The following is a 19974-nucleotide window of genomic DNA, read 5'->3' on the forward strand; positions in this document are numbered from 1 at the left end:
CCCCGCCGGAGCCGGAAGCCGAGGCCGCGCCGACGCCGCCGCGTTTCGTGCCGGTGCCTGCCGTGCCGCGCGCCGAATGAGCGGCGCAGCGGCCCGCCCCCGCGGGCCCGGCATCCGCCGGGTGATGACCGCCTGCATCGTGGCGCAGGTGCTGATCGGCGCGGCAGTGGTGATCGAGGCCGGCGGGCTTCTCGATCCCGGGCGCTGGCGCGGTCCGGCCCTGCCGGGCTTCGATCCGTCCCAGCCGGTCGGCCCCGATGACCAGACCCGCCGCTATCGCCCCCGCGATGTCCCGGCCGCCCCCGGCACGATGCGGCCCGACCCCGCGCCGGGACAGCCCCTGCCGGACCTGTCGGGCCTGCCTGCCAGCCTGCGCATCGAGACGGTGGCGCGCGGCGATGAAACCCTGCTCAGCCTGACCGGCACGATCGACCAGGGGGCGGCCGCGCGGTTCCGCGACCGGCTGGAGGCGATGGAGCCGCCCGACGCGATCCTGCTGCACAGCCCCGGCGGGGTGGTGGCCGAGGCGCTGGAGATCGGCCGCGAGATCCGCGCGCGCGACCTGCCCACCCGGATGGTGGCGGGCGCGGCCTGCCTGTCGGCCTGTCCGTACATGCTGGCCGGCGGCACGGTGCGCAGCGTCTCGCGCGACGCGCGGGTCGGGGTGCACCAGTCCTATTACGACCGCAACGCCTATCTGCCGCTTTTCGTCGGCGTCGCCTCGATCCAGGAGGGCGAGGCGGAGGCGATGCGGTTCCTGCAGGAAATGGGGGTCGATCCGCTCTTGCGCATCCCCGCGCTGGAGACGCCGGCCGATGCCATCTACATCCTGACGGAGGAAGAGCTGACCGGCTATGACCTGGCCACGGCGCTGACCGACTGATCGGCCGCGCCCGGCAGTCCCGGCCGGACAGGAGGCGCCGGGAACCTGCGGGTTCGGGTTCTGCCATGGCACATGGCCGGGGCGGCGCGTGCAACAGCTCCGGCCAGGGTCCGCCGCCGCAATGGCGTTCGTGTCGCGGGCAGGCAGCCGGCGCCCCCGCGCGCGGGGCGGATCACATGCCATCCCCGTGCCATCGCGGCCATTGCGCGGGACCGGGTCCCGTGCGACCGGCGGGCAGGGCGCCGTGACGCGGCCCGGGCGGGGCCAGAGCGGAGCCCGCGCATGCCGCCGTGGCTTGCGCGGGGGCAGGCTGCGGCCTATGGGGCAGAGGCGGCGCGGTTTCCGGCCGCGTCCCTGCCGCCCAGCCATCCCGAGGCATGTCCATGCAGACCGATCCCGCCCCCGGCCCCGCCTCTGCGTCCCAGGTCGCGGCGCTTTCCGCCCGCGACCGGCAGGTGATCCTTCTGCTGCTGGTCTCGGCCTTCACGGTGATCCTGAACGAGACGATCATGGGCGTGGCACTGCCGCGGCTGATGGGCGATCTGGGCGTGACGGCCGCGGCGGCCCAGTGGCTGACCACCGCTTTCCTTCTGACCATGGCGGTGGTGATCCCTGTGACCGGGTTCCTGCTGCAGCGGATGCAGACGCGGCCGGTCTTCGCGCTGGCCATGGGGCTGTTCAGCCTGGGCACGGCGCTCTGCGCGCTGGCGCCGGGGCTGGGCATGCTGATCTTCGGGCGCATCGTGCAGGCCTGCGGCACGGCCGTGATGATGCCGCTTCTGATGACCACGGTGATGACGCTGGTCCCGCCGGAAAGCCGCGGCCGGACCATGGGCCAGATCTCCATCGTGATCTCGGTCGCCCCGGCCATCGGGCCGACAATTTCGGGGATCATCCTGAACCTGCTGGACTGGCGCTGGATGTTCTGGCTGGTGCTGCCGATCGGGCTGGGGGCGCTGGGGCTGGGGCAGGCGCGGCTGCAGAATGTCGCCGAGCTGCGGCCCGCCCCCCTGGACCTGGTCTCCGTGCCGCTGTCGGCGGCGGGGTTCGGCGGGCTGGTCTACGGGCTCTCCGCGATCGGCGAAGGCCATGGCGCGGGGGGCATCCTGCCGGCGCTGGCCTCGCTGGGGATCGGCGCGCTGGCGCTGGCGGCCTTCGTGCGCCGCCAGCTGCGGCTGGGGCCTCTGGGCCGCGCGCTTCTGGATCTGCGCACCTTCCGCGTGCGGGTGTTCCGCGTGGCGGTGGCGATGATGGCCTTCTGCATGGTGACGCTGTTCGGGATGATCATCCTGCTGCCGATCTACATGCAGGTCGTGCTGAAGATGGAGCCGGTCGCGGCGGGGCTGGTCCTGCTGCCCGGCGGGCTGATCATGGGGCTCTTGGCGCCCGGTGTCGGGCGGGCCTATGACCGCGCGGGCGCGCGGCGGCTGGTCATTCCCGGATCGGTCTTCGCCGCGGCGGGGCTGTGGTCGATGGCGGCGCTGGGGGCCGGATCGGCGGTCTGGCAGGTGCTGGGGGCGCATGTGCTGCTGAGCATCGGGCTGGCGCTGTTGTTCACGCCGCTCTTCACCGCCGCGCTGGGATCCCTGCCCAAGGAGCTCTATTCCCACGGCTCGGCGATCCTCGGCACGGCGCAGCAGGTCGCGGGGGCGGCGGGGATCGCGCTTTTCGTGTCGGTCATGTCGCTGCGCAGCGCCGGGCTCGCCGCCGGGGGCGCCGATCCGGAGGCAGCCACGGCGGCGGGCGTGCGGGCAGGGTTCGTCACCGGCGGGATCGTGGCTGTGGCGATGATCGCCACCAGCTTCCTGATGCGCCGGCCGCGCGCCGCGGACGGGGTCTGAGCCGGTTTCTTCCGCTCCGGCGCCGGCTCGGGGTTGCCTTGCCCGCCCGGCGCTGGTCTACGGTCGGCCGAATCGTAACCACGGCCTGACGGGACGACAGATGCAACGCGACAGCACGACCGGCGCCGCGATCGCCTTCGAGGGCGTCGGCAAGAGCTTCACCTCAAAGGGCCGCACGGTCACGGCGCTGGAAGGCGTCGACCTGGCGGTCGCGCCGGGGGCGATCACCGGCATCATCGGCCGGTCCGGGGCGGGCAAGTCGACGCTCCTGCGGATGGTCAACGGGTTGGAACGTCCCAGCGCGGGCCGGGTCACTGTGGGCGGGCGCGATGTCGGCACGGCGCGCGGCGCCACGCTGCGCGAGATCCGCCGCGATGTCGGCATGATCTTCCAGCATTTCAACCTGCTCTCCTCGCGCACCGTCCTGGGCAATGTGGCGCTGCCGCTGGAGATCGCCGGGGTTCCCGCCGCCGAGACGGCCCGGCGGGCGAAGGACCTGGTGGAGCGGGTCGGCCTGGAAACCCTGGCCGACCGCTATCCGGCAGAGCTGTCCGGCGGGCAGAAGCAGCGCGTCGGCATCGCCCGCGCCCTGGCGACCGGGCCCAAGGTGCTGCTGTCGGACGAGGCGACCTCGGCGCTGGATCCCGAGACCACGCAGACGGTGCTGCGGCTCCTGGCCGACATCAACCGCGATCTCGGCCTGACCATCCTGATGATCACCCATGAAATGGCGGTGCTGCGCGATATCGCCAGCCATGTCGCGGTGATCGAGGGCGGGCGCATCGTCGAGGAGGGCGCGACCTACGACATCTTCACCCGGCCCGCGCATCCCACGACGCGGTCCTTCCTGGCGGGGGTGACCGGCGTGACCCTGCCGCAATTCATCGCCGCGCGGATGCAGCTGGATCCGCCTGCGGGCCCGTCGCGCGAGGTGATCCGCATCACCTTCCTCGGCGCGAACGCGACCGATCCGCTGCTGGCGGAGATGAGCGCCGCGCTGGGGCTGGAGGTCAACATCCTCGCCGGCGCGATCGAGGAGATCGGCGCCCAGCCCTTCGGCAACCTGCTGATCTCGGTCGCGGCCGAACGCGGCCCCGAGGCGCGCCATTACCTGGACACACGCGGACAGCGCACGGAGGTGCTGGGCTATGTCGGCTAACCTGATTGCCATGCTGGCCGAGGCCACCTGGCAGACCCTGTACATGGTCGCCGTGGCGACCGTCATCGGCGCGCTCTGCGGGCTGCCCGTCGGCACCTTCCTGGCCTGTTCGCGCAAGGGCGAATTGCTGTCCGCGCCGCTGGTCAACAAGGTGCTGGGCATCGTGGTGAATGCCACCCGCTCCGTGCCCTTCATCATCCTCGTGGTGGCGATCATCCCCTTCACCCGGATGGTCGCGGGCACCTCGATCGGCACCACCGCCGCCATCGTGCCGCTGACCATCGCGGCCATTCCCTTCATCGCGCGGCTGATCGAGAACGCGATCCGCGAGGTCGATAGCGGGCTGATCGAGGCGGCGCGCGCGATGGGGGCCACGCCGCTGCAGATCATCGCCAAGGTCCTGATCCCCGAGGCGCTGCCGGGCATCACGCTGGGCCTGACCCTGGCCGTGGTCAGCCTGATCGGCTATTCCGCCATGGTCGGCGCGGTCGGCGGCGAGGGCCTGGGGGACCTGGGCATCCGCTACGGCTACCAGCGCTTCATGCCGGACGTGATGGCGATGGTGGTGGTGATCCTGATCGTGATGGTCCAGCTCGCCCAGAGCATCGGCGAATGGATCGCGCGGAAGGTGGACAAGCGTGCGCCGCGCAATCGCGGCGCCTGACCTGACAAGATCAACAAGACGGAGTTTCCCGATGAAGAAGCTTATGACCCTCGCTTCCGCGCTGGCCCTGTCGGCCGGGATGGCCGCGGCCCAGGATATCCGCGTAGGCGTGTCCCCGGGCGAGCATGCCGAGATCATGGAAGAGGTGGCCAAGGTCGCCGCGCCGATGGGGCTGAATATCGACGTGATCGAATTCTCCGATTACGTGGTGCCGAACCAGGCGCTGGCCGATGGCGACATCGAGGCCAATTCCTTCCAGCACGGCCCCTATCTGGACAACCAGATGAAGGATCGCGGTTTCGCCCTGGCGCCGGTGGCGACGACGATCACCACGCCGATGGGGCTTTATTCCGACAAGATCGCGGGACCTGACGAGCTGGAGGACCGCGCCACGGTCGGCATCCCGAACGATCCGACCAATGGCGGCCGCGCGCTTCTGGTGCTGCAGGATCTGGGGCTGATCACCCTGGCCGAGGGCACCGGGCTGGTGCCGACCGTTCTGGACATCACCGAGAACCCCAGGAACCTGCGGTTCCAGGAACTCGACGCGGCGCAGCTGCCGCGTTCGCTGGCCGATCTGGACGCGGCGATGATCAACACCAATTACGCCATCGCCTCGGGGCTGAACCCCAAGACCGACTCCATCGCCATGGAGAAGGCCGACAATCCCTATGTGAACATCATCGTGGTGCGTCAGGGCGACGAGCAGGCCGACTGGGTCAAGCCGCTGATCGAGGCCTATCACTCCGACGAGGTGAAGGCCTTCATCGACGAGAAGTACCAGGGCACGGTCCTGACCTCCTGGTAAGCGGTTGGCGGGGCGCCTGCGGGCGCCCCTGCCTTTCCCCCGGGGGTCAGGGCATGTATTGCCCGCCATTGACCTCCAGCACCTGGCCGGTGATGTAGCCCGCGCTCCGGTTGGAGGCGAGGAACAGGAAGGCGGGTGCCATTTCCTCGGGCCGGCCGAACCGCCCCATCGGGATCCCCGACGAGATCGCCTGCCGCGCGGCATCGGTCTTGTCGGCATGGAAGGCCGTGTCGACCGTTCCCGGCGAGACCGTGTTGAAGCGGATGCCGTCGCCGGTATGGAAGCTCACCCAGTTCTTCTGGATGTTCTGCAGCCAGGCCTTGGCCGCGCCGTACAGTCCCGCGCCCGGCCCGCCGCCCGCGCTGCCCGCGATCGAGCCCACCAGGATCACCGAGGACATTTCTCCGCCATCGGCCGCCGCCTTGCGCAAATGCGGCAGGGCAAAGCGCGTGCACATCAGCGCCGAGCGGCAGTTCACGTCGCCCACCGCCGCGTAGAAATCATCGTCGATCTCCTCCAGCGGCGTGCGCCCGACCAGGGCACCTGCGTTGTTGACCAGGATGTCGATGCCGCCGAAACGGGCGACATAGTCCTCCACCAGACTGCGGCAGGCCTCGGTCTGCGACAGGTCGCCCGCGAAGAAGGCCGCGCGTTCCGGCCCGCCCAGATCCTCCAGCAGATCGTCCAGCCCCTCGGGTGCGCGGCGGGCATTCAGCCCCACCAGCGCCCCGGCCCCGGCAAAGGCCCGTGCCACTGCCAGGCCGATCCCCTGGCTGGAGCCGGTGACCAGCACCCGGCGGCCCCTGAGATCCTCATACATGCTTTTTCCTCCTGTTCCGGCCCGGCCCCCGCCTCGCGGGTCGGGTCCGATTCGCCACTTATTCCCACTATGTGGAACATAGTTTAACTATTTGACACATTCCGGGACATGATTCATAGTCCCTGCCGCGAGGAGGACGCGAGTCGATGGAGGAAGATCACGGCAGCAGGGCGGCAGGCCCGGCCAAGGGCACCCAGACGCTGATGCGCGGGCTGGAGGCGGTCCGGCTGGTGTCGGAGGGCGTGTCGGATGCCGCGGGGATCGGCCGCGCGCTCGGCGTGCCGCGCAGCACCGTGCACCGGCTTCTCTCCAGCCTCGTGGCCGCGGGCTATCTGCATCACCTGCCGCAGGGCGGCTACCTGCTGGGGCCGCAGCTGATCTCGCTGGGCGAGCGCGCCCGCCAGCAGCGCCCGGTCCAGGCGCTGGCCGCACCGGTGCTGCGGCGGCTGGCCGATCTGACCGGCGATACCGTCCATCTGGGCGTGCCGGACGGGGCGGAGGTGCTGTATCTGGACAAGATCGAGGGAACCCGCGGGCTGGAGATGCGCTCGCGCCCGGGGCACCGGATGCCGCTGGCGCTGACCGGGCTGGGCAAGGCGATGATGCTGGCCATGCCCGAGCCGCGCTGGGAACCGCTGTGGCGCGCCGCCGCCGAGATCCAGAAATCCCATCCCGGCCGCGTCCCGCCGCGCCCCTGGCCGGAGTTCCGCGCCGACCTCCTGGAGGCCCGGCAGCGCGGCTATTGCTTCGACCTGGAAGAGAACGAATACGGCATCCGCTGCGCCGGGGCCCCGGTGCGCGACGCCACCGGGCAGGTCGTGGCCGGGCTCAGCGTCGCCAGCGCGGTCCCCTTCATGCCCGAGTCCCGGCTTGCCGAACTCGGTCCCGTCGTGGCGGCCCATGCCGCCGAGATTTCCCGCATCCTCGGAGGATCCCCCGAATGAACTCGCCTGACACCGCGCTGGTCGCGCTTGACTGGGGCACCTCCAGCCTGCGCGCCTACCGGATGGGACCGGACGGTACCGTGCTGGAAACCCGCGCCGATGGCTGCGGCATCCAGCACCTGCCGGTGCCGGGGGAGGACGGGTTCGAGGCCGCCTTCGAGGCCATCTGCGGCGACTGGCTGGCCGCGACCCCGGTGCCCGTCGTGGCCTCCGGCATGGTCGGCAGTGCCCAGGGCTGGCGCGAAGTGCCCTACCTGTCCTGCCCGGCAGGCACCGAGGGGCTGGCGGCCGCGGCCGTCACGTTGCGGACCCGCGGCGGACATTGCGTGACCATCGCGCCGGGGCTGATCGCCGATGGCGCGGGCCAGGACCCGGACGTGATGCGCGGCGAGGAGATCCAGATCGCCGGCATGCTGGCGGCCCATCCCGGCCTGGCGGCAGATGCGCTGATGGTGATGCCGGGCACCCATTCCAAATGGGCGCAGATGCAGGCGGGGCAGGTGGTGCGCTTTGCCACCTACATGACCGGCGAGATCTTCGCCGTGCTGCGCGCCCATTCGATCCTGGGGCGGCTGATGCCCGCCGAGGCGGCCCCGACCCCGGATGACGCGGCCTTCCGGCGCGGGCTGGAGCGCGCGCGCGAGGGCGGTCTGACCCATGCGCTGTTCAGCGTGCGGACGCTGGGCCTGACCGGCGCGCTGCCGCCCGGGGATCTGCCCGATTACCTTTCGGGGCTCCTGATCGGGCGCGAGGTTCTGGATGCCGCCGCGGCGCTGGATGCCGACCGGCCGCTCCTGCTGGTGGGCGAGGGGGCGCTGACCCGCCGCTATGCGCTGGCGCTGGAAACCCTTCTGGGGCGCCGTCCCGACGCCCCTCCCGGCAACCCCGCCCCGGCCGGGTTGTTCCGCTTTGCCCAAGATGCCGGGCTCGTGTCCCGGACCAAGGAGACCAGCCATGTCTGATACCGATCTGCAGGCGCGCCTCGACCGCGCCATGGCCGACCTGCCGCTCGTAGCGATCCTGCGCGGGCTGACCCCCGCCGAGGCCCTGCCGGTTTGCCGCGCCCTTGCCGAAACCGGGTTCCGCCTGATGGAGATCCCGCTCAACTCGCCCGATCCCTTCGACAGCATCGCCGCCGTGCGCGCCGAGATGCCCGCCGAGGTGCTGGTGGGTGCGGGCACCGTCACCACCGTGGAGGCCGTCGCGCGGCTGGCCGGGACCGGCGCCGAGCTGGCGGTGATGCCCCATGCCGACACCCAGGTGATCCGCGCCGCCAAGGCGGCCGGGCTGATCTGCATCCCCGGTGTCGCCACGCCCACCGAGGCCTTTGCCGCGCTGGCCGCCGGGGCCGATGCGCTGAAGATCTTCCCCGCCGAGCTGGTCGGCCCGGCCGCGATCCGCGCGATGCGCGCGGTGCTGCCCAAGGGCACGCGGCTGTTGCCGGTGGGCGGTATCGCGCCCGCGACCATGGCGCCTTTCCTGGAGGCGGGTGTCGCGGGCTTCGGCCTGGGCAGCGCGCTCTACCGGCCGGGCGACAGCGCCGCGACGGTCGCGGCCAATGCCCGCGCCTTCGTGGCGGCCTTCCCGTCCGCGGGCGTGCCCGCCTGATGCATTAACCGTGTTCCGCGACCCCTCTTCCCTTTTCCGGGTCGCATTTTCCTGTGGAGGATAACGATGGACAGACGTAGTTTCACCTTCTCGGCGCTTGGCGCCATGGCCGCGATCCCGCTGGGCGGGCGCGCAATGGCGGCGGGATACCCGTCGCGCACGATCGAGATGATCGTTCCCTATTCCGCCGGGGGCGGCACCGACCTGGTGGCGCGCGCCTTCGCCGATATCGCCAACCAGTCGCTGGCCAAGGCGATCGGCGTGGTCAACCGCACCGGCGGCGGCGGCGCGGTCGGGCTGACCGGCATCGCGCGGGCGCGGCCGAACGGCTTCACCATCGGGCTGGGCACGGCCGAGATCACCATGCTGCCGCATATGGGCATGGCCAGCTTCACCGCATCGGATTTCACCGCCATCGCGCAGCTGAATGCCGACCCTTCGGCCATCACCGTCAAGGCCGACGCGCCCTGGCAGACGCTCGAGGAATTCCTGGCCCATGCCAAGGAAAACCCCGGCACGGTGCGCATCGGCAATTCCGGCACCGGCGCGATCTGGCACCTGGCGGCCGAGGCCCTGGGCAAGGAAGTCGGCGCGACCTTCAACCATATCCCCTTCGAGGGGGCGGCCCCGGCGGTCACCGCGCTTCTGGGCGGGCATATCGAGGCCGTCAGCGTCAGCCCGGCCGAGGTGTCGAACTTCGTCGCCGCGGGCGAGCTGCGGATGCTGGGCGTGATGGCCGATGAACGTGTCGCCGCCTTCCCCGACGTGGCGACCTTCAAGGAGCAGGGCGTCGATCTGTCGGTCGGCACCTGGCGCGGCGTGCTGGTGCCCAACGGCCTGCCCGAGGAGGCGCTGAGCGTTCTGCGCGAGGTGGCCGCGACGGCCGGGCAGTCCGAGGAATTCAAGGCGCAGCTGGCCAAGATGAACCTCAACCACGCCTATATGGACGCCGATGCCTTCCAGGCGAAGATCGCCGCGCAGGACGAGTTCTTCGGCGAGCTGATGACCGAACTGGGCATGGCCCGCTGATCCGGGACCGCCGGGCGGCGGTGGCCGCCGCCCGGATTTCAGGAGGATCCTTTCCATGAACGATACCGGACCGGACCGGGCGCTGACGCCCGGCGACCGTGCGGGCGCGCTGGTGCTGCTTGCGGTGGTGACCGTGGTGGCGGTGGCGGCGATCGTGCTGACCCGCGACTTCCCGCCCAACACGCTGCCCACGGATGTCGGCCCCGCGCGCTTTCCCGTGCTTCATGCCGTGGTGCTGATCGTGCTCTGCGCGATCTGCGCCGTCGAGACGGTGCGCGCCCCCCATGCAGCCGCCCTGCCGCCGCCGCCGGGCGCGCGGATCCGCGTCGCCCTGGCCGTGGCGGCGGTGGCCGTGGCCATCGCGGCGATGCCCCATCTGGGCTTTCCCGTCACTGCGGCGCTCTTTCTCTATGCCGTGATCTGGCTGATGGGACGGCGCCAGATCCTGGGAAACGCGGTCTATGCGGTCGCGGCCTCTGCCGCGATCTGGCTGCTGTTTTCCTGGGGCCTGAACGTGCCGCTGCCGGTTCTCGAACTGGGCGCGGGCTGAGCCGGACGAAGGATGTAGGTAAAGATGTTTGATTTCTCTATGCTCTTCCAGGGGGTCGCCACGCTGGCATCCAGCCCGCTGGCGCTGGTCATGGCCGCAATCGGGGTGGTGATCGGCATTTTCATCGGCGCCATGCCGGGACTGACCGCGACGATGGGGGTGGCGATCCTGCTGCCCTTCACCTTCGGGATGGACCCGCTTCCGGGGCTGTTGCTGATCTCGGGGGTGTTCTTCGGCGGGGTCTATGGCGGCTCCGTCACGGCGATCCTGCTGAAGATCCCCGGCACGCCTGCCGCCGCGGCCACGGCGATGGACGGCTATGCGCTGACCGAGAAGGGGCAGGCCTCGCTTGCCCTCGGCACGGCGACGGTTTCCTCCTTCATCGGCGGCACGGGCTCGGTTCTGGTGCTGATCTTCCTGGCGCCGGTCTTGGCAGGCTTCGCGCTGAACTTCTCGGCGCCCGAAAGCTTCGCGCTGGCGGTGTTCGGCCTGTCCATCATCTCCTCGATCTCCGGCGCCTCGCCGGTCAAGGGGCTGATCGCGGGGATGCTGGGGCTTCTGGTGGCGACGATCGGGCTGGACCCGATGGGCGGCTTCCCGCGCTTCACCTTCGGCTTTCCCGACCTCTACGAGGTGCCCTTCATTCCCGTCATGATCGGTCTCTTCGCCGCGGCGGAGGCCTTCAAGACGATGGAGGATCCTGCCCGCCGGCTGGGTCAGGCGGCGCGGCTGGGACGGCTGCTGCCGCCCTGGGACAAGCTGCGCAGCGTCCTGCCGACCATCGGGCGCTCCACCGGGCTGGGCGTGCTGATGGGCATGATCCCCGGGGCGGGCGCGGATGTCGCGGCCTTCGTGTCCTATAACGAGGCCAAGCGGTTCTCGCGCAATCCCGAGAATTTCGGCAAGGGCGAGCTGTCGGGCGTGGCGGCCTGCGAATCCGGGGCGAATGCCTGCACCGGCGGCGCGCTGCTGACCATGCTGACGCTGGGCATTCCCGGCGATGCGGTCACGGCGATCATGCTGGGGGCGCTGACGCTGCAGGGGCTGCAGCCGGGGCCGCTGCTGTTCCAGCAGCATGCCGACCTGGTCTTCACGCTCTTTGCCGGCATGATCTTCTGCTATGTCGCGATGCTGGTGCTGGGCCTGGGGCTGATGCGGGTCATGGGCAATGTCCTGAAGGTGCCGCCTGCGCTGCTGACGCCGACGATCCTGGTGCTGTGCATGGTGGGGACCTACGCGCTGAACAATTCGATGTTCGACGTGGGCGTCATGCTGGTTGCGGGGATAGCGGGGTATTTCATGCAGAAATACGGCTTCCCGGCCTCGCCGGTGGTGTTGGCGCTGATCATGGGGCCGATGGCCGAGGCGAATTTCCGCCGCGCGCTGTCGCTGTCCAATGGCAGCCTGGATTTCCTGTGGACGCGGCCGATCACCGTGGCGCTCCTGGCGCTGGCGCTGTTGACGCTGTTCCTGCCGCTGCTGCGATGGCTCTGGCAGAGACGCGGCAGCCGCCACCGCGCCGCCTGAAGAAAGCCCCGCCGGATCGCTCCGGCGGGGCTTTTGCTTTTCCCGGGCTGCGGGTTATTCGGCCGCCACGCCGGCGGCCCCGCCGCCGGGCGTGTAGTTCAGGATCGGCGCCAGCCAGCGCTCGGCCTCTTCCACGGCCATGCCCTTGCGGGCGGCGTAATCCTCGACCTGGTCGCGCTCGACCTTGGCCACCCCGAAATAATAGCTGTCGGGATGCGCGAGGTAGAGCCCGGAGACCGAGGAGCCGGGCCACATGGCAAAGCTCTCGGTCAGCTCGACCCCCGTGGCGGCCGTGGCATCCAGAAGCTCGAACAGCGTCGTCTTCTCGGTATGGTCGGGCTGGGCCGGATAGCCGGGGGCGGGGCGGATCCCGCCATAGGGTTCCTTGATCAGCTCCTCGGGCGTGTAATCCTCGGCCGCATAGCCCCAGAGCTCGGTACGCACCAGTTCATGCATCCGCTCGGCGAAGGCCTCGGCGATGCGGTCGGCCAGCGCCTTGACCATGATCGCCGAATAGTCGTCATTGGCCGCCTCGAACCGGGCGGCGATCTGCGCCTCCTCGGGGCCTGCCGTGACGACGAAGCCGCCGACGTAATCCGCCGTGCCCTCGGGCGCGACGAAATCGGCCAGCGCCACATTCGGGCGGCCGCTCCGCTTGGCGCTCTGCTGGCGCAGGGTATGCAGCATGGCGCGGGTCTCGGCGCGGTCCTCGCCGGTGAACAGCCGGATGTCGTCGCCATCGCGGTTGGCCGGCCAGAACCCGACCACCGCCCTGGGCGTGAACCATTTCTCGGCGACGATCTGCGCCAGCATGGCCTTGGCATCGGCGAAGAGCGCGCGCGCCGCCTCGCCCTGCTTCTCGTCCTCCAGGATGCGCGGATAGACGCCCTTCAGTTCCCAGGTCTGGAAGAACGGCGTCCAGTCGATATAGCGCGCCAGTTCGGCCAGGTCCCAGCCGTCCCAGACCTTCGTGCCCAGGAAGGAGGGGGCGGCCGTGCCGGAATGCTCCAGCGCCAGCGCATTGGCGCGCGCATCGGCCAGGCTGATCCGCTTCTTCGCCAGCTCGGCGCGGGCATGGCGTTCGGCCACATCGGCGTATTCGGCCTTCACGCCTTCGACATAGCCCGCCACCTGCGACGGCGAAAGCAGCGAGGACACGACGCCGACCGCCCGGCTGGCATCGGTGACATAGACGGCCTGGCCCTTGGCATAGCGGGGATGGATCTTCACCGCCGTATGGACCTTCGAGGTCGTCGCCCCGCCGATCAGCAGGGGAATGTCATAGCCCTGGCGCTCCATCTCGGCGGCGACATGGACCATCTCGTCGAGCGAGGGCGTGATGAGGCCCGACAGGCCGATCACGTCGACCTTCTCGTCGCGGGCCACCTGCAGGATCTTTTCCGCCGGCACCATGACGCCCAGGTCGATGATCTCGTAATTGTTGCAGGCCAGCACGACGCCGACGATGTTCTTGCCGATATCGTGGACATCGCCCTTCACGGTGGCCATCAGCACCTTGCCCGCGCTGTCGCGGCCCGCCCCGCCGGCCAGGCGCTTCTCCTCTTCCATGTAGGGCAGCAGCACGGCGACCGCCTGTTTCATCACGCGGGCGGATTTCACCACCTGCGGCAGGAACATCTTGCCGGCGCCGAAAAGGTCGCCGACGACGTTCATGCCGGCCATCAGCGGGCCCTCGATGACATGCAGCGGACGCTCGGCGGCCTGCCGCGCCTCCTCGGTATCGGCGTCGATGAATTCGGTGATGCCGTTGACCAGCGCGTGTTCCAGCCGCTTCTCGACGGAGAATTCGCGCCAGGACATGTCCTTCTCGCGGCCCTTGGCGCCGCCCTGGCCGCGATAGCGCTCGGCGATCTCCAGCATGTTCTCCGTCGCCGTGCCGCCATTGGCGGGTTTGCGGTTCAGGACGACATCCTCGCAGGCCTCGCGCAGATCGGCATCGATCTGGTCATAGACCGCCAGCTGCCCGGCATTGACGATGCCCATGTCCATGCCGTTCTGGATCGCGTGATACAGGAACACCGCGTGCATCGCCTCGCGCACCGGCTCGTTGCCGCGGAAGGAGAAGGACAGGTTCGACACGCCGCCCGAGATATGCACATGCGGGCAGTCGGTGGTGATCCGCCGCGTCGCCTCGATGAAGTCGACGCCGTAATTGTCATGCTCCTCGATGCCGGTGGCGACGGCGAAGACGTTGGGATCGAAGATGATGTCCTCGGGCGGGAAGCCGACCTCTTCGGTCAGCAGGCGATAGGCGCGGGTGCAGATCTCGACCTTGCGGTCCTCGGTATCGGCCTGCCCGGTCTCGTCGAAGGCCATGACGATGACGGCAGCGCCGTAGCGGCGGCACAGCCGCGCCTGTTCCAGGAACTGCGCCTCGCCCTCCTTCATCGAGATGGAGTTGACCACCGCCTTGCCCTGCACGCATTTCAGCCCGGCCTCGATCACCTCCCATTTGGAGCTGTCGATCATCACCGGCACGCGGGCGATGTCGGGTTCGGCGGCGATCAGGTTGAGGAACTCGATCATCGCCTGTTTCGAGTCGATCAGCCCCTCGTCCATGTTGACGTCGATGATCTGGGCGCCGTTCTCGACCTGCTGGCGCGCGACGTCCAGCGCCTCGGCATAGTCGCCATTGGTGATCAGCTTGCGGAACTTCGCGGAGCCGGTGACATTCGTGCGCTCGCCGACATTGACGAAGGGGATCTCGGGGGTCAGCACGAAGGGCTCCAGCCCCGAGAGCCGCATCAGCGGCGCCTGTTCGGGCACGGCGCGCGGCGCGCAGTCCCTCACCGCCTCGGCGATGGCGCGGATATGGTCATAGGTCGAGCCGCAGCAGCCGCCGACGATGTTGACCAGACCGTCGCGGGCGAATTCGGCCACCTGCGCCGCCATCTGCTCCGGCGTCTCGTCATATTCGCCCATCTCGTTGGGCAGCCCGGCATTGGGATAGGCGCAGATCAGCGTATCGGCAACGGTCGAAAGCTCGTCGACATGGGCGCGCATCGCGGCAGCCCCCAGCGCGCAGTTCAGCCCGATGGTCAGCGGCGCGGCATGGCGCACCGAATGCCAGAAGGCGGTGGGCGTCTGCCCCGAGAGCGTGCGGCCCGACAGGTCGGTGATCGTCCCCGAGATCATCACCGGCAGGCGCATCCCGATTTCCTCGAACACCTCCTCGCAGGCGAAGATCGCGGCCTTGGCGTTGAGCGTGTCGAAGATCGTCTCGATCAGCAGGATGTCGGCGCCGCCCTCGATCAGGGCGCGGGCCTGCTCGGCATAGGCGATGCGCAGCTGGTCGAAGGTCACGGCGCGGTAGCCCGGGTTGTTCACGTCCGGGCTGATCGAGGCGGTGCGGTTCGTCGGCCCCAGCGCGCCGGCGACGTAGCGGCGGCGGCCGTCCTCGGCCTCGGCGCGGTCCATCGCCTTGCGCGCCAGCCGCGCGCCCTCGACATTGAGGTCGCGCACGGCCCCTTCCATCGCGTAATCGGCCTGGGCGATGGTGGTCGAGGAAAAGGTGTTGGTCTCGACGATATCCGCCCCCGCCATGGCATAGCGGTAATGGATGTCCTCGACGACATCGGGGCGCGTCAGGTTCAGCAGGTCGTTATTGCCCTGCTGCGGCCTGTCCGAGTCATGCGGCAGGTGACACGAACACGCGCCGCCGCCGCAGCCCTGGAAATCGCCTTCGGACAGGCCCAGAAGCTGGATCTGCGTTCCCATCGCCCCGTCGAGGATCAGGATGCGTTCGGCCGCGGTCTTGCGGATTTCGTCGAAGACGGGAGAGAGTTTCAGCATTTCGCGGCACCTTTCGCACGGACGCGCCCGCGCTATACGTTTTGCCGCCCGAAGCCAAACTCATAATCCTCAACGTGAGTATGAAAATGGCTCAAATTCAGGGTCGAGACGGCGATACATCAGCACCGTGGCGTGAAGTCCGCCGCCTTCGGGATCGCGCGCATAGTCCGGGATCACCCCTGCCGTCTCGAAGCCCAGGCCGCGATAGAGCGGCTCCGCCGCGTCGCCCTGCTTCGTGTCCAGCGTCACGAGGCGGCGCCCCGCGGCCGATGCCGCGGCCAGCGCGGCGCCCATCAGCGCGCGGCCGATGCCCCGCCGCCGCCAGCCGGGATGCACCATCATCTTGGCGATCTCGCAGCGATGCGGCTGGTTCGGCGGCATCGCGATCAGAAGCTGCACCGTTCCGACGACGCGTCCCGCATCCCGTGCCAGGAACAGCCGACGCTCGCCCGCTGCCAGGGCCGGGCGCACGGTATCCTGCCAGAACCCCCGGGCCGCCCCGGCGGAGAGCGGCGCGAGAAACCCCACCGCCGCCCCGGCGGCGACGCAATCGGCAAGCACCCCGCAGAGATCGCCGCAGGCGCGGTCAAGCGCGGCGGCATCCGCACGGACAATCTCGATCCCGTTCATGCCAGCGCGATCACGTAGCGGGCCGCCTGCGGGCCGGTCTCGAAGACCGTGGCGCCGAAAAGCAGGTAGCGCAGGCAGTCGCCCGGGAGCAGGTCGTGGCGCAGCTCCTCCACCGTGACCGAGAGCGCCCCCTCCAGCAGGCACAGGTGATGCTCGTGGCCCGGCCGGGCCGGGGCGTCATAGGCGATGCGCCGGTGCGGCGCGATGCGGCCTTCGATCATCTCCACCCGCAGCCGTCCCGAGGGCGGCGACAGGCTGCGGCGGGTGAACCCGTGATCCGGATCCTGCCAGACCGGCTGCGCGTCCCGGCGCATCAGCGCCTGGAACCCGTCCTCCATCGGTGCCAGCAATTGCGAGACCGGCAGCGCGAAGGCGGTCGCCATGCGCCCCAGCGTCCCGGCGGTTGGGCTGGTCTCGGCGGTCTCGATGCGCGACAGGGTGGCGCGGCTGATGCCGCTGAGCTCGGCCAGCGCGGCAAGGGTGAGCCCGCGCGCCTCGCGCAGCGCGCGCAGGTGACGGGCCAGCGCGGCGGCCTGTGACATATGTGCGTGATCCATATCCGGGATATTTCCCGGATTCGGAAATTTCGTCAAGCACGTCTCCGCCCGCGTCACCGCCCTCCCTTCCTTTGGGGCCGGGGCGCCCCTAGATGCCCCTGACGGCAGACCGACATGCCGCGGCGCGGCGCAGGAAGGACGACAGGATGAGCAGCACGGATGCGGCAGGGACGGGGACCGATGCGCCCGCGACGGAGCGGATCATCGGCCCGGTTCTCTTCCTCGACGACCTGACCGCGGAGGCGATGCATCTGGCGGCGCTGTTCATCGTCCCGCATGGCCAGGCGCCCGGCCCGGTGACGGCGCAGGGGCAGGAGGTTCCGGCCACGGTCATCGCCCGCTATCGCCGCTGCGACATCCACCGCGCGCGCTTCGCCCTGCCGCTGGCCGGAGGCAGCTATCGCTGGGAGGGCGCGGCACATCCGGTGGCGGGGCTCGGTGCGGACGCGCTGCGGCTGGCCTATGTCTCCTGCAACGGCGAGGAGACCGGCGACATGGAGCGCGAGGGATCGGAACGCAACGCCATGTGGGCGCGGCTGCGCGCGTCGCATGAGGCACAGCCCTTCGCGCTGCTCCTGCATGGCGGCGACCAGGTCTATGCCGACGAGGTGACCCATGGCCATCCGCTGAGCGAGGACTGGCCGGACAGCTGGCCCGAGGATCCCGATCCGGCGGCGATGGAGGGGCTGCGCGAGCATCTGCGCGAGAGGTTCCTTGCGCGCTACGCCGCGATCTATGCCGCGCCCGACCTGGCGGCGCTGGCGGCGCGGATCCCCTCGCTGATGCAATGGGACGATCACGACATCTGCGACGGCTGGGGATCGCTGTCGCGCGCGGCCACGGCCTCGGCGATGGGGCAGGCGGTCTTCGCCGCGGCGCGCGAGGCCTACCTGACCTTCCAGGCGGCAGCCGCCGAGGGGGACCTGCCGCCGCGCTTCGCCGATCCGGCGGGCGGGCATCTGGGCTGGGCGGTGCATGGCGCCGGGCTCCGGCTCTATGCGCCCGACCTGCGCTCCGAACGCGGGCGGCGGCAGGTGATGGGACCGGGAGGCTGGGCGATGGCCGAGGCGGAGGCGGCCCGCGCCTCTTCGGGCCATACCTTCCTTCTGTCCAGCGTGCCGCTGCTGGGGCCGCGCCTGTCGATCCTCGAATACCTGATGATGGCCGTGCCGCAGATGCAGAAATACGAGGACGACCTGCGCGACCAGTGGCAGAGCCGGGCCCATCGCGGCGAATGGCGTCGGATGCTGGAGCTGGTGCGCAGCATGGCCGCCGCGGACGGGCAGGACATCACCGCCGTCTCGGGCGAGATCCACCTGGCCACCCGCACCGAGATGGAGCTGGGCGGCGGGCGGGTGCTGAACCAGCTGGTCGCCTCGGGGATCGCCCATCGCCCGCCGCCGGCCGCCTGGGCCCGGACGCTGGGCACGCTGGCCAGCCTGGGCGAGGCGCCCCTGCCGGGCCATCCGATCCGCATCCGCCCGCTGCCCGGACAGCGCCACCGCTATGCGGCGGAACGCAACTGGCTGCTGCTGGAGCGCCGGGGCGCGCGATGGAGCGCATCCTGGGACCTGGAACATGCCGGACCGACCCCGCCATTGCCGCTCTGAGCGGCGCGCGCCCGCTGCGGCATATGCATCCCGGGAGGCCCTGGCGGGGCGTGCCCGGCCGAAGGCCCTTGCAACCGCCGCGGCGCGTGTCATCAGCGGCCGGACGGCGCCGTCATGACGGCGGGCCTGCCGATCTGAAGAAACCAACCGGGGCCTGGATGCATCCTCAGCTCGATATCGTCGTCCCCACGCCCGAAATGCCGGGCGAGGTGGATACAGTGGTGATCGGCGGCGGCATTGCCGGGGTCACCGCCGCGCTGGAACTGGCCGAACGCGGCCAGCGCGTGGCGCTGGTGGAAAAGGGCGAGATCGCCGCCGAACAGTCCTGCCGCAACTGGGGCTGGGTGCGCTGCTCGGGGCGGGACCGCGCGGAATACCCGCTGGGGATCCTGTCGCTGGAACTGTGGAACGCCATGGCCGGGCGGATCGGCCGCGAGACCGGATACCGCCGCAGCGGCGTGGTCTATACCGCGCGGAGCCGGCGCCAGCTGAGGGCGCTGGAGACGGCTTTCGCCGATGCCCGCGACTTCGGCATCGATGCGCGCTGGCTGTCCCCGGCGGATTTCGCCCGGCTGATGCCGCAGCATGCACCGCCGGTCCTCGGCGCGCTTCACACCCCCGGGGACGGGCGGGCGGAACCGTCCATCGCCGTGCCGGCCATGGCCCGCGCCGCGCAGGAGCGCGGCGTCGCGATCCTGACCCGCTGTGCCGCGCGCGGGCTGGAAACCGCCGCGGGGGCGGTGGCAGGCGTGATCACCGAACGCGGGGTCATCCGCTGCCGCGCGGCGGTGCTGGCCGGCGGGGCCTGGTCGCGGCTGTTCGCGGGCAATCTGGGCATCGGGCTGCCGGTGCTGAAGATCAAGGGCTCTGTCATGCGCAGCGCCCCGATGCCCGGGGCACCGGACATCGCGCTCGGCGATGCCGGGATAGGGGTGCGCAAACGGCTGGATGGCGGGCTGACCCTGGCCTATCGCGGCGGCTCCCCCGCCCAGATCACGCCCGACAGCTTCCGGCTGTTCCGCCGCTTCCTGCCGGCCCTGATCGCCGGTCGCGACGAGCTGCGGCTCTCGCTCGGCCGGACCTTCCTGGAGGAGGCCCGCATGGCGCGCAGCTGGGACCCTGCCGGTCCCGCGCCGATGGAGGCCGAGCCGTGGCGCATCTGGAACCCGCGCCCCGATCCCCGCCTCCTGGCCCGGGCCAGGCGGGAATGGGCGGCGCGCTTTCCGGCGGCGGGAGCTTTCGAGACCGTCGAAACCTGGGCGGGGATGATGGACGTGACCCCCGACGCGGTGCCGGTGATCTCGGCCACGTCGATCCCGGGCCTGGTCCTGTCCACCGGATATTCCGGCCATGGATTCGGCATCGGGCCGGGGGCGGGGCGGCTGGCGGCGGACCTGGTCACGGGCGGGGCGCCCTGCGTCGATCCCGCCCCCTTCCGCCTGGAGCGGTTCGGCAGGGTCGCCGCCCCGCCGCCCCGCGGCCTGGTCGCGCGGCAGGACGGCCCGGCAGCCGCGCCGCGATAGCGCAAGGC

17 protein-coding genes are annotated in these 19974 nt (G+C 70.5%); 13 read left to right on the forward strand and 4 right to left on the reverse strand.

The features are described from left to right. The first annotated feature begins 76 nt into the window (after window positions 1–76). From ICN82_RS18275 to ICN82_RS18295, 5 genes are all read left to right on the forward strand, one after another. On the forward strand, window positions 77–883 hold the full coding sequence (locus tag ICN82_RS18275) for a COG3904 family protein (protein WP_193185791.1): 807 nt from the start codon (window positions 77–79) through the stop codon (window positions 881–883). A 383-nt stretch (window positions 884–1266) separates the two neighbouring features. After that, on the forward strand, window positions 1267–2724 hold the full coding sequence (locus ICN82_RS18280) for an MDR family MFS transporter (protein ID WP_226898593.1): 1458 nt from the start codon (window positions 1267–1269) through the stop codon (window positions 2722–2724). A gap of 100 nt (window positions 2725–2824) precedes the next feature. Then, window positions 2825–3883 (forward strand): methionine ABC transporter ATP-binding protein, encoded by a 1059-nt coding sequence (locus ICN82_RS18285; protein ID WP_193185797.1) that lies wholly within the window; start codon window positions 2825–2827, stop codon window positions 3881–3883. Then, the gene (locus tag ICN82_RS18290) at window positions 3873–4547 is read left to right on the forward strand and encodes a methionine ABC transporter permease (RefSeq protein WP_193185800.1); all 675 of its coding nucleotides are present in this window, start codon (window positions 3873–3875) and stop codon (window positions 4545–4547) included. Before ICN82_RS18285 ends, ICN82_RS18290 begins: the two co-directional genes overlap by 11 nt. A gap of 31 nt (window positions 4548–4578) precedes the next feature. Further along, window positions 4579–5355 (forward strand): MetQ/NlpA family ABC transporter substrate-binding protein, encoded by a 777-nt coding sequence (locus ICN82_RS18295; protein WP_193185803.1) that lies wholly within the window; start codon window positions 4579–4581, stop codon window positions 5353–5355. Between the two features lie 46 nt (window positions 5356–5401). On the opposite strand, the gene ICN82_RS18300 is transcribed toward ICN82_RS18295, so the two are convergent. Beyond that, window positions 5402–6175 (reverse strand): SDR family NAD(P)-dependent oxidoreductase, encoded by a 774-nt coding sequence (locus tag ICN82_RS18300; RefSeq protein WP_193185806.1) that lies wholly within the window; start codon window positions 6173–6175, stop codon window positions 5402–5404. Between the two features lie 146 nt (window positions 6176–6321). On the opposite strand from ICN82_RS18300, the gene ICN82_RS18305 reads away from it, so the two are divergent. From ICN82_RS18305 to ICN82_RS18330, 6 genes are all read left to right on the forward strand, one after another. Continuing rightward, a complete protein-coding gene (locus ICN82_RS18305; RefSeq protein WP_193185809.1) occupies window positions 6322–7119 on the forward strand; it encodes an IclR family transcriptional regulator in 798 nt (265 codons plus the stop codon). After that, window positions 7116–8081 carry a 2-dehydro-3-deoxygalactonokinase gene (locus ICN82_RS18310; RefSeq protein ID WP_193185812.1) on the forward strand — a complete coding sequence of 322 codons (966 nt, stop codon included), beginning with the start codon at window positions 7116–7118 and terminating at the stop codon, window positions 8079–8081. The genes ICN82_RS18305 and ICN82_RS18310 overlap by 4 nt, the downstream gene beginning before the upstream one ends. After that, window positions 8074–8727, forward strand: coding sequence for a 2-dehydro-3-deoxy-6-phosphogalactonate aldolase (locus ICN82_RS18315; RefSeq protein ID WP_193185815.1), 654 nt, complete (start codon window positions 8074–8076; stop codon window positions 8725–8727). Before ICN82_RS18310 ends, ICN82_RS18315 begins: the two co-directional genes overlap by 8 nt. 66 nt (window positions 8728–8793) lie before the next feature. After that, on the forward strand, window positions 8794–9756 hold the full coding sequence (locus tag ICN82_RS18320) for a tripartite tricarboxylate transporter substrate binding protein (RefSeq protein WP_193185818.1): 963 nt from the start codon (window positions 8794–8796) through the stop codon (window positions 9754–9756). 55 nt (window positions 9757–9811) lie between these two features. After that, the gene (locus ICN82_RS18325) at window positions 9812–10306 is read left to right on the forward strand and encodes a tripartite tricarboxylate transporter TctB family protein (RefSeq protein WP_193185821.1); all 495 of its coding nucleotides are present in this window, start codon (window positions 9812–9814) and stop codon (window positions 10304–10306) included. A gap of 24 nt (window positions 10307–10330) precedes the next feature. Then, complete coding sequence (locus ICN82_RS18330; RefSeq protein WP_193185824.1) at window positions 10331–11833, forward strand: tripartite tricarboxylate transporter permease; 1503 nt, start codon at window positions 10331–10333, stop codon at window positions 11831–11833. Between the two features lie 54 nt (window positions 11834–11887). Here the strand turns inward: ICN82_RS18330 and metH are convergent, their stop codons facing one another. The 3 genes from metH to ICN82_RS18345 all read right to left on the reverse strand — a co-directional run bounded on the left by metH (window position 11888) and on the right by ICN82_RS18345 (window position 16818). Beyond that, window positions 11888–15646 (reverse strand): methionine synthase, encoded by a 3759-nt coding sequence (gene metH, locus ICN82_RS18335; RefSeq protein ID WP_193185827.1) that lies wholly within the window; start codon window positions 15644–15646, stop codon window positions 11888–11890. Between the two features lie 69 nt (window positions 15647–15715). Continuing rightward, window positions 15716–16276: a GNAT family N-acetyltransferase gene (locus ICN82_RS18340; protein ID WP_193185830.1), complete on the reverse strand. Its 561-nt coding sequence runs from the start codon at window positions 16274–16276 to the stop codon at window positions 15716–15718. Then, the gene (locus ICN82_RS18345; RefSeq protein WP_226898594.1) at window positions 16273–16818 is read right to left on the reverse strand and encodes a helix-turn-helix domain-containing protein; all 546 of its coding nucleotides are present in this window, start codon (window positions 16816–16818) and stop codon (window positions 16273–16275) included. The genes ICN82_RS18340 and ICN82_RS18345 overlap by 4 nt, the downstream gene beginning before the upstream one ends. 161 nt (window positions 16819–16979) lie before the next feature. Here ICN82_RS18345 and ICN82_RS18350 point away from each other — a divergent pair, with 161 nt between their 5' ends. Together ICN82_RS18350 and ICN82_RS18355 are read left to right on the forward strand one after the other, a co-directional pair. Next, window positions 16980–18443, forward strand: a complete 1464-nt coding sequence (locus tag ICN82_RS18350) for an alkaline phosphatase D family protein (RefSeq protein WP_193185836.1) — start codon at window positions 16980–16982, stop codon at window positions 18441–18443. A gap of 158 nt (window positions 18444–18601) precedes the next feature. After that, window positions 18602–19966 (forward strand): NAD(P)/FAD-dependent oxidoreductase, encoded by a 1365-nt coding sequence (locus ICN82_RS18355; protein WP_193185838.1) that lies wholly within the window; start codon window positions 18602–18604, stop codon window positions 19964–19966. The last annotated feature ends 8 nt before the right edge of the window (window positions 19967–19974 follow it).

Source organism: Mangrovicoccus algicola (assembly GCF_014903745.1).
Taxonomy (GTDB): Bacteria; Pseudomonadota; Alphaproteobacteria; order Rhodobacterales; family Rhodobacteraceae; genus Mangrovicoccus; species Mangrovicoccus algicola.

What these genes read in the sequence shown, in the direction of transcription:
- ICN82_RS18285 (WP_193185797.1), top strand. Translation starts at nt 2,825, where the DNA reads ATGCAACGCGACAGCACGACCGGCGCCGCGATCGCCTTCGAGGGCGTC.
- ICN82_RS18350 (WP_193185836.1), top strand. Translation starts at nt 16,980, where the DNA reads ATGAGCAGCACGGATGCGGCAGGGACGGGGACCGATGCGCCCGCGACG.
- ICN82_RS18310 (WP_193185812.1), top strand. Translation starts at nt 7,116, where the DNA reads ATGAACTCGCCTGACACCGCGCTGGTCGCGCTTGACTGGGGCACCTCC.
- ICN82_RS18355 (WP_193185838.1), top strand. Translation starts at nt 18,602, where the DNA reads ATGCATCCTCAGCTCGATATCGTCGTCCCCACGCCCGAAATGCCGGGC.
- ICN82_RS18325 (WP_193185821.1), top strand. Translation starts at nt 9,812, where the DNA reads ATGAACGATACCGGACCGGACCGGGCGCTGACGCCCGGCGACCGTGCG.
- ICN82_RS18295 (WP_193185803.1), top strand. Translation starts at nt 4,579, where the DNA reads ATGAAGAAGCTTATGACCCTCGCTTCCGCGCTGGCCCTGTCGGCCGGG.
- ICN82_RS18315 (WP_193185815.1), top strand. Translation starts at nt 8,074, where the DNA reads ATGTCTGATACCGATCTGCAGGCGCGCCTCGACCGCGCCATGGCCGAC.
- ICN82_RS18300 (WP_193185806.1), bottom strand. Translation starts at nt 6,175, where the DNA reads ATGTATGAGGATCTCAGGGGCCGCCGGGTGCTGGTCACCGGCTCCAGC.
- metH (WP_193185827.1), bottom strand. Translation starts at nt 15,646, where the DNA reads ATGCTGAAACTCTCTCCCGTCTTCGACGAAATCCGCAAGACCGCGGCC.
- ICN82_RS18290 (WP_193185800.1), top strand. Translation starts at nt 3,873, where the DNA reads ATGTCGGCTAACCTGATTGCCATGCTGGCCGAGGCCACCTGGCAGACC.
- ICN82_RS18275 (WP_193185791.1), top strand. Translation starts at nt 77, where the DNA reads ATGAGCGGCGCAGCGGCCCGCCCCCGCGGGCCCGGCATCCGCCGGGTG.
- ICN82_RS18280 (WP_226898593.1), top strand. Translation starts at nt 1,267, where the DNA reads ATGCAGACCGATCCCGCCCCCGGCCCCGCCTCTGCGTCCCAGGTCGCG.
- ICN82_RS18340 (WP_193185830.1), bottom strand. Translation starts at nt 16,276, where the DNA reads ATGAACGGGATCGAGATTGTCCGTGCGGATGCCGCCGCGCTTGACCGC.
- ICN82_RS18305 (WP_193185809.1), top strand. Translation starts at nt 6,322, where the DNA reads ATGGAGGAAGATCACGGCAGCAGGGCGGCAGGCCCGGCCAAGGGCACC.
- ICN82_RS18320 (WP_193185818.1), top strand. Translation starts at nt 8,794, where the DNA reads ATGGACAGACGTAGTTTCACCTTCTCGGCGCTTGGCGCCATGGCCGCG.
- ICN82_RS18330 (WP_193185824.1), top strand. Translation starts at nt 10,331, where the DNA reads ATGTTTGATTTCTCTATGCTCTTCCAGGGGGTCGCCACGCTGGCATCC.
- ICN82_RS18345 (WP_226898594.1), bottom strand. Translation starts at nt 16,818, where the DNA reads ATGTCACAGGCCGCCGCGCTGGCCCGTCACCTGCGCGCGCTGCGCGAG.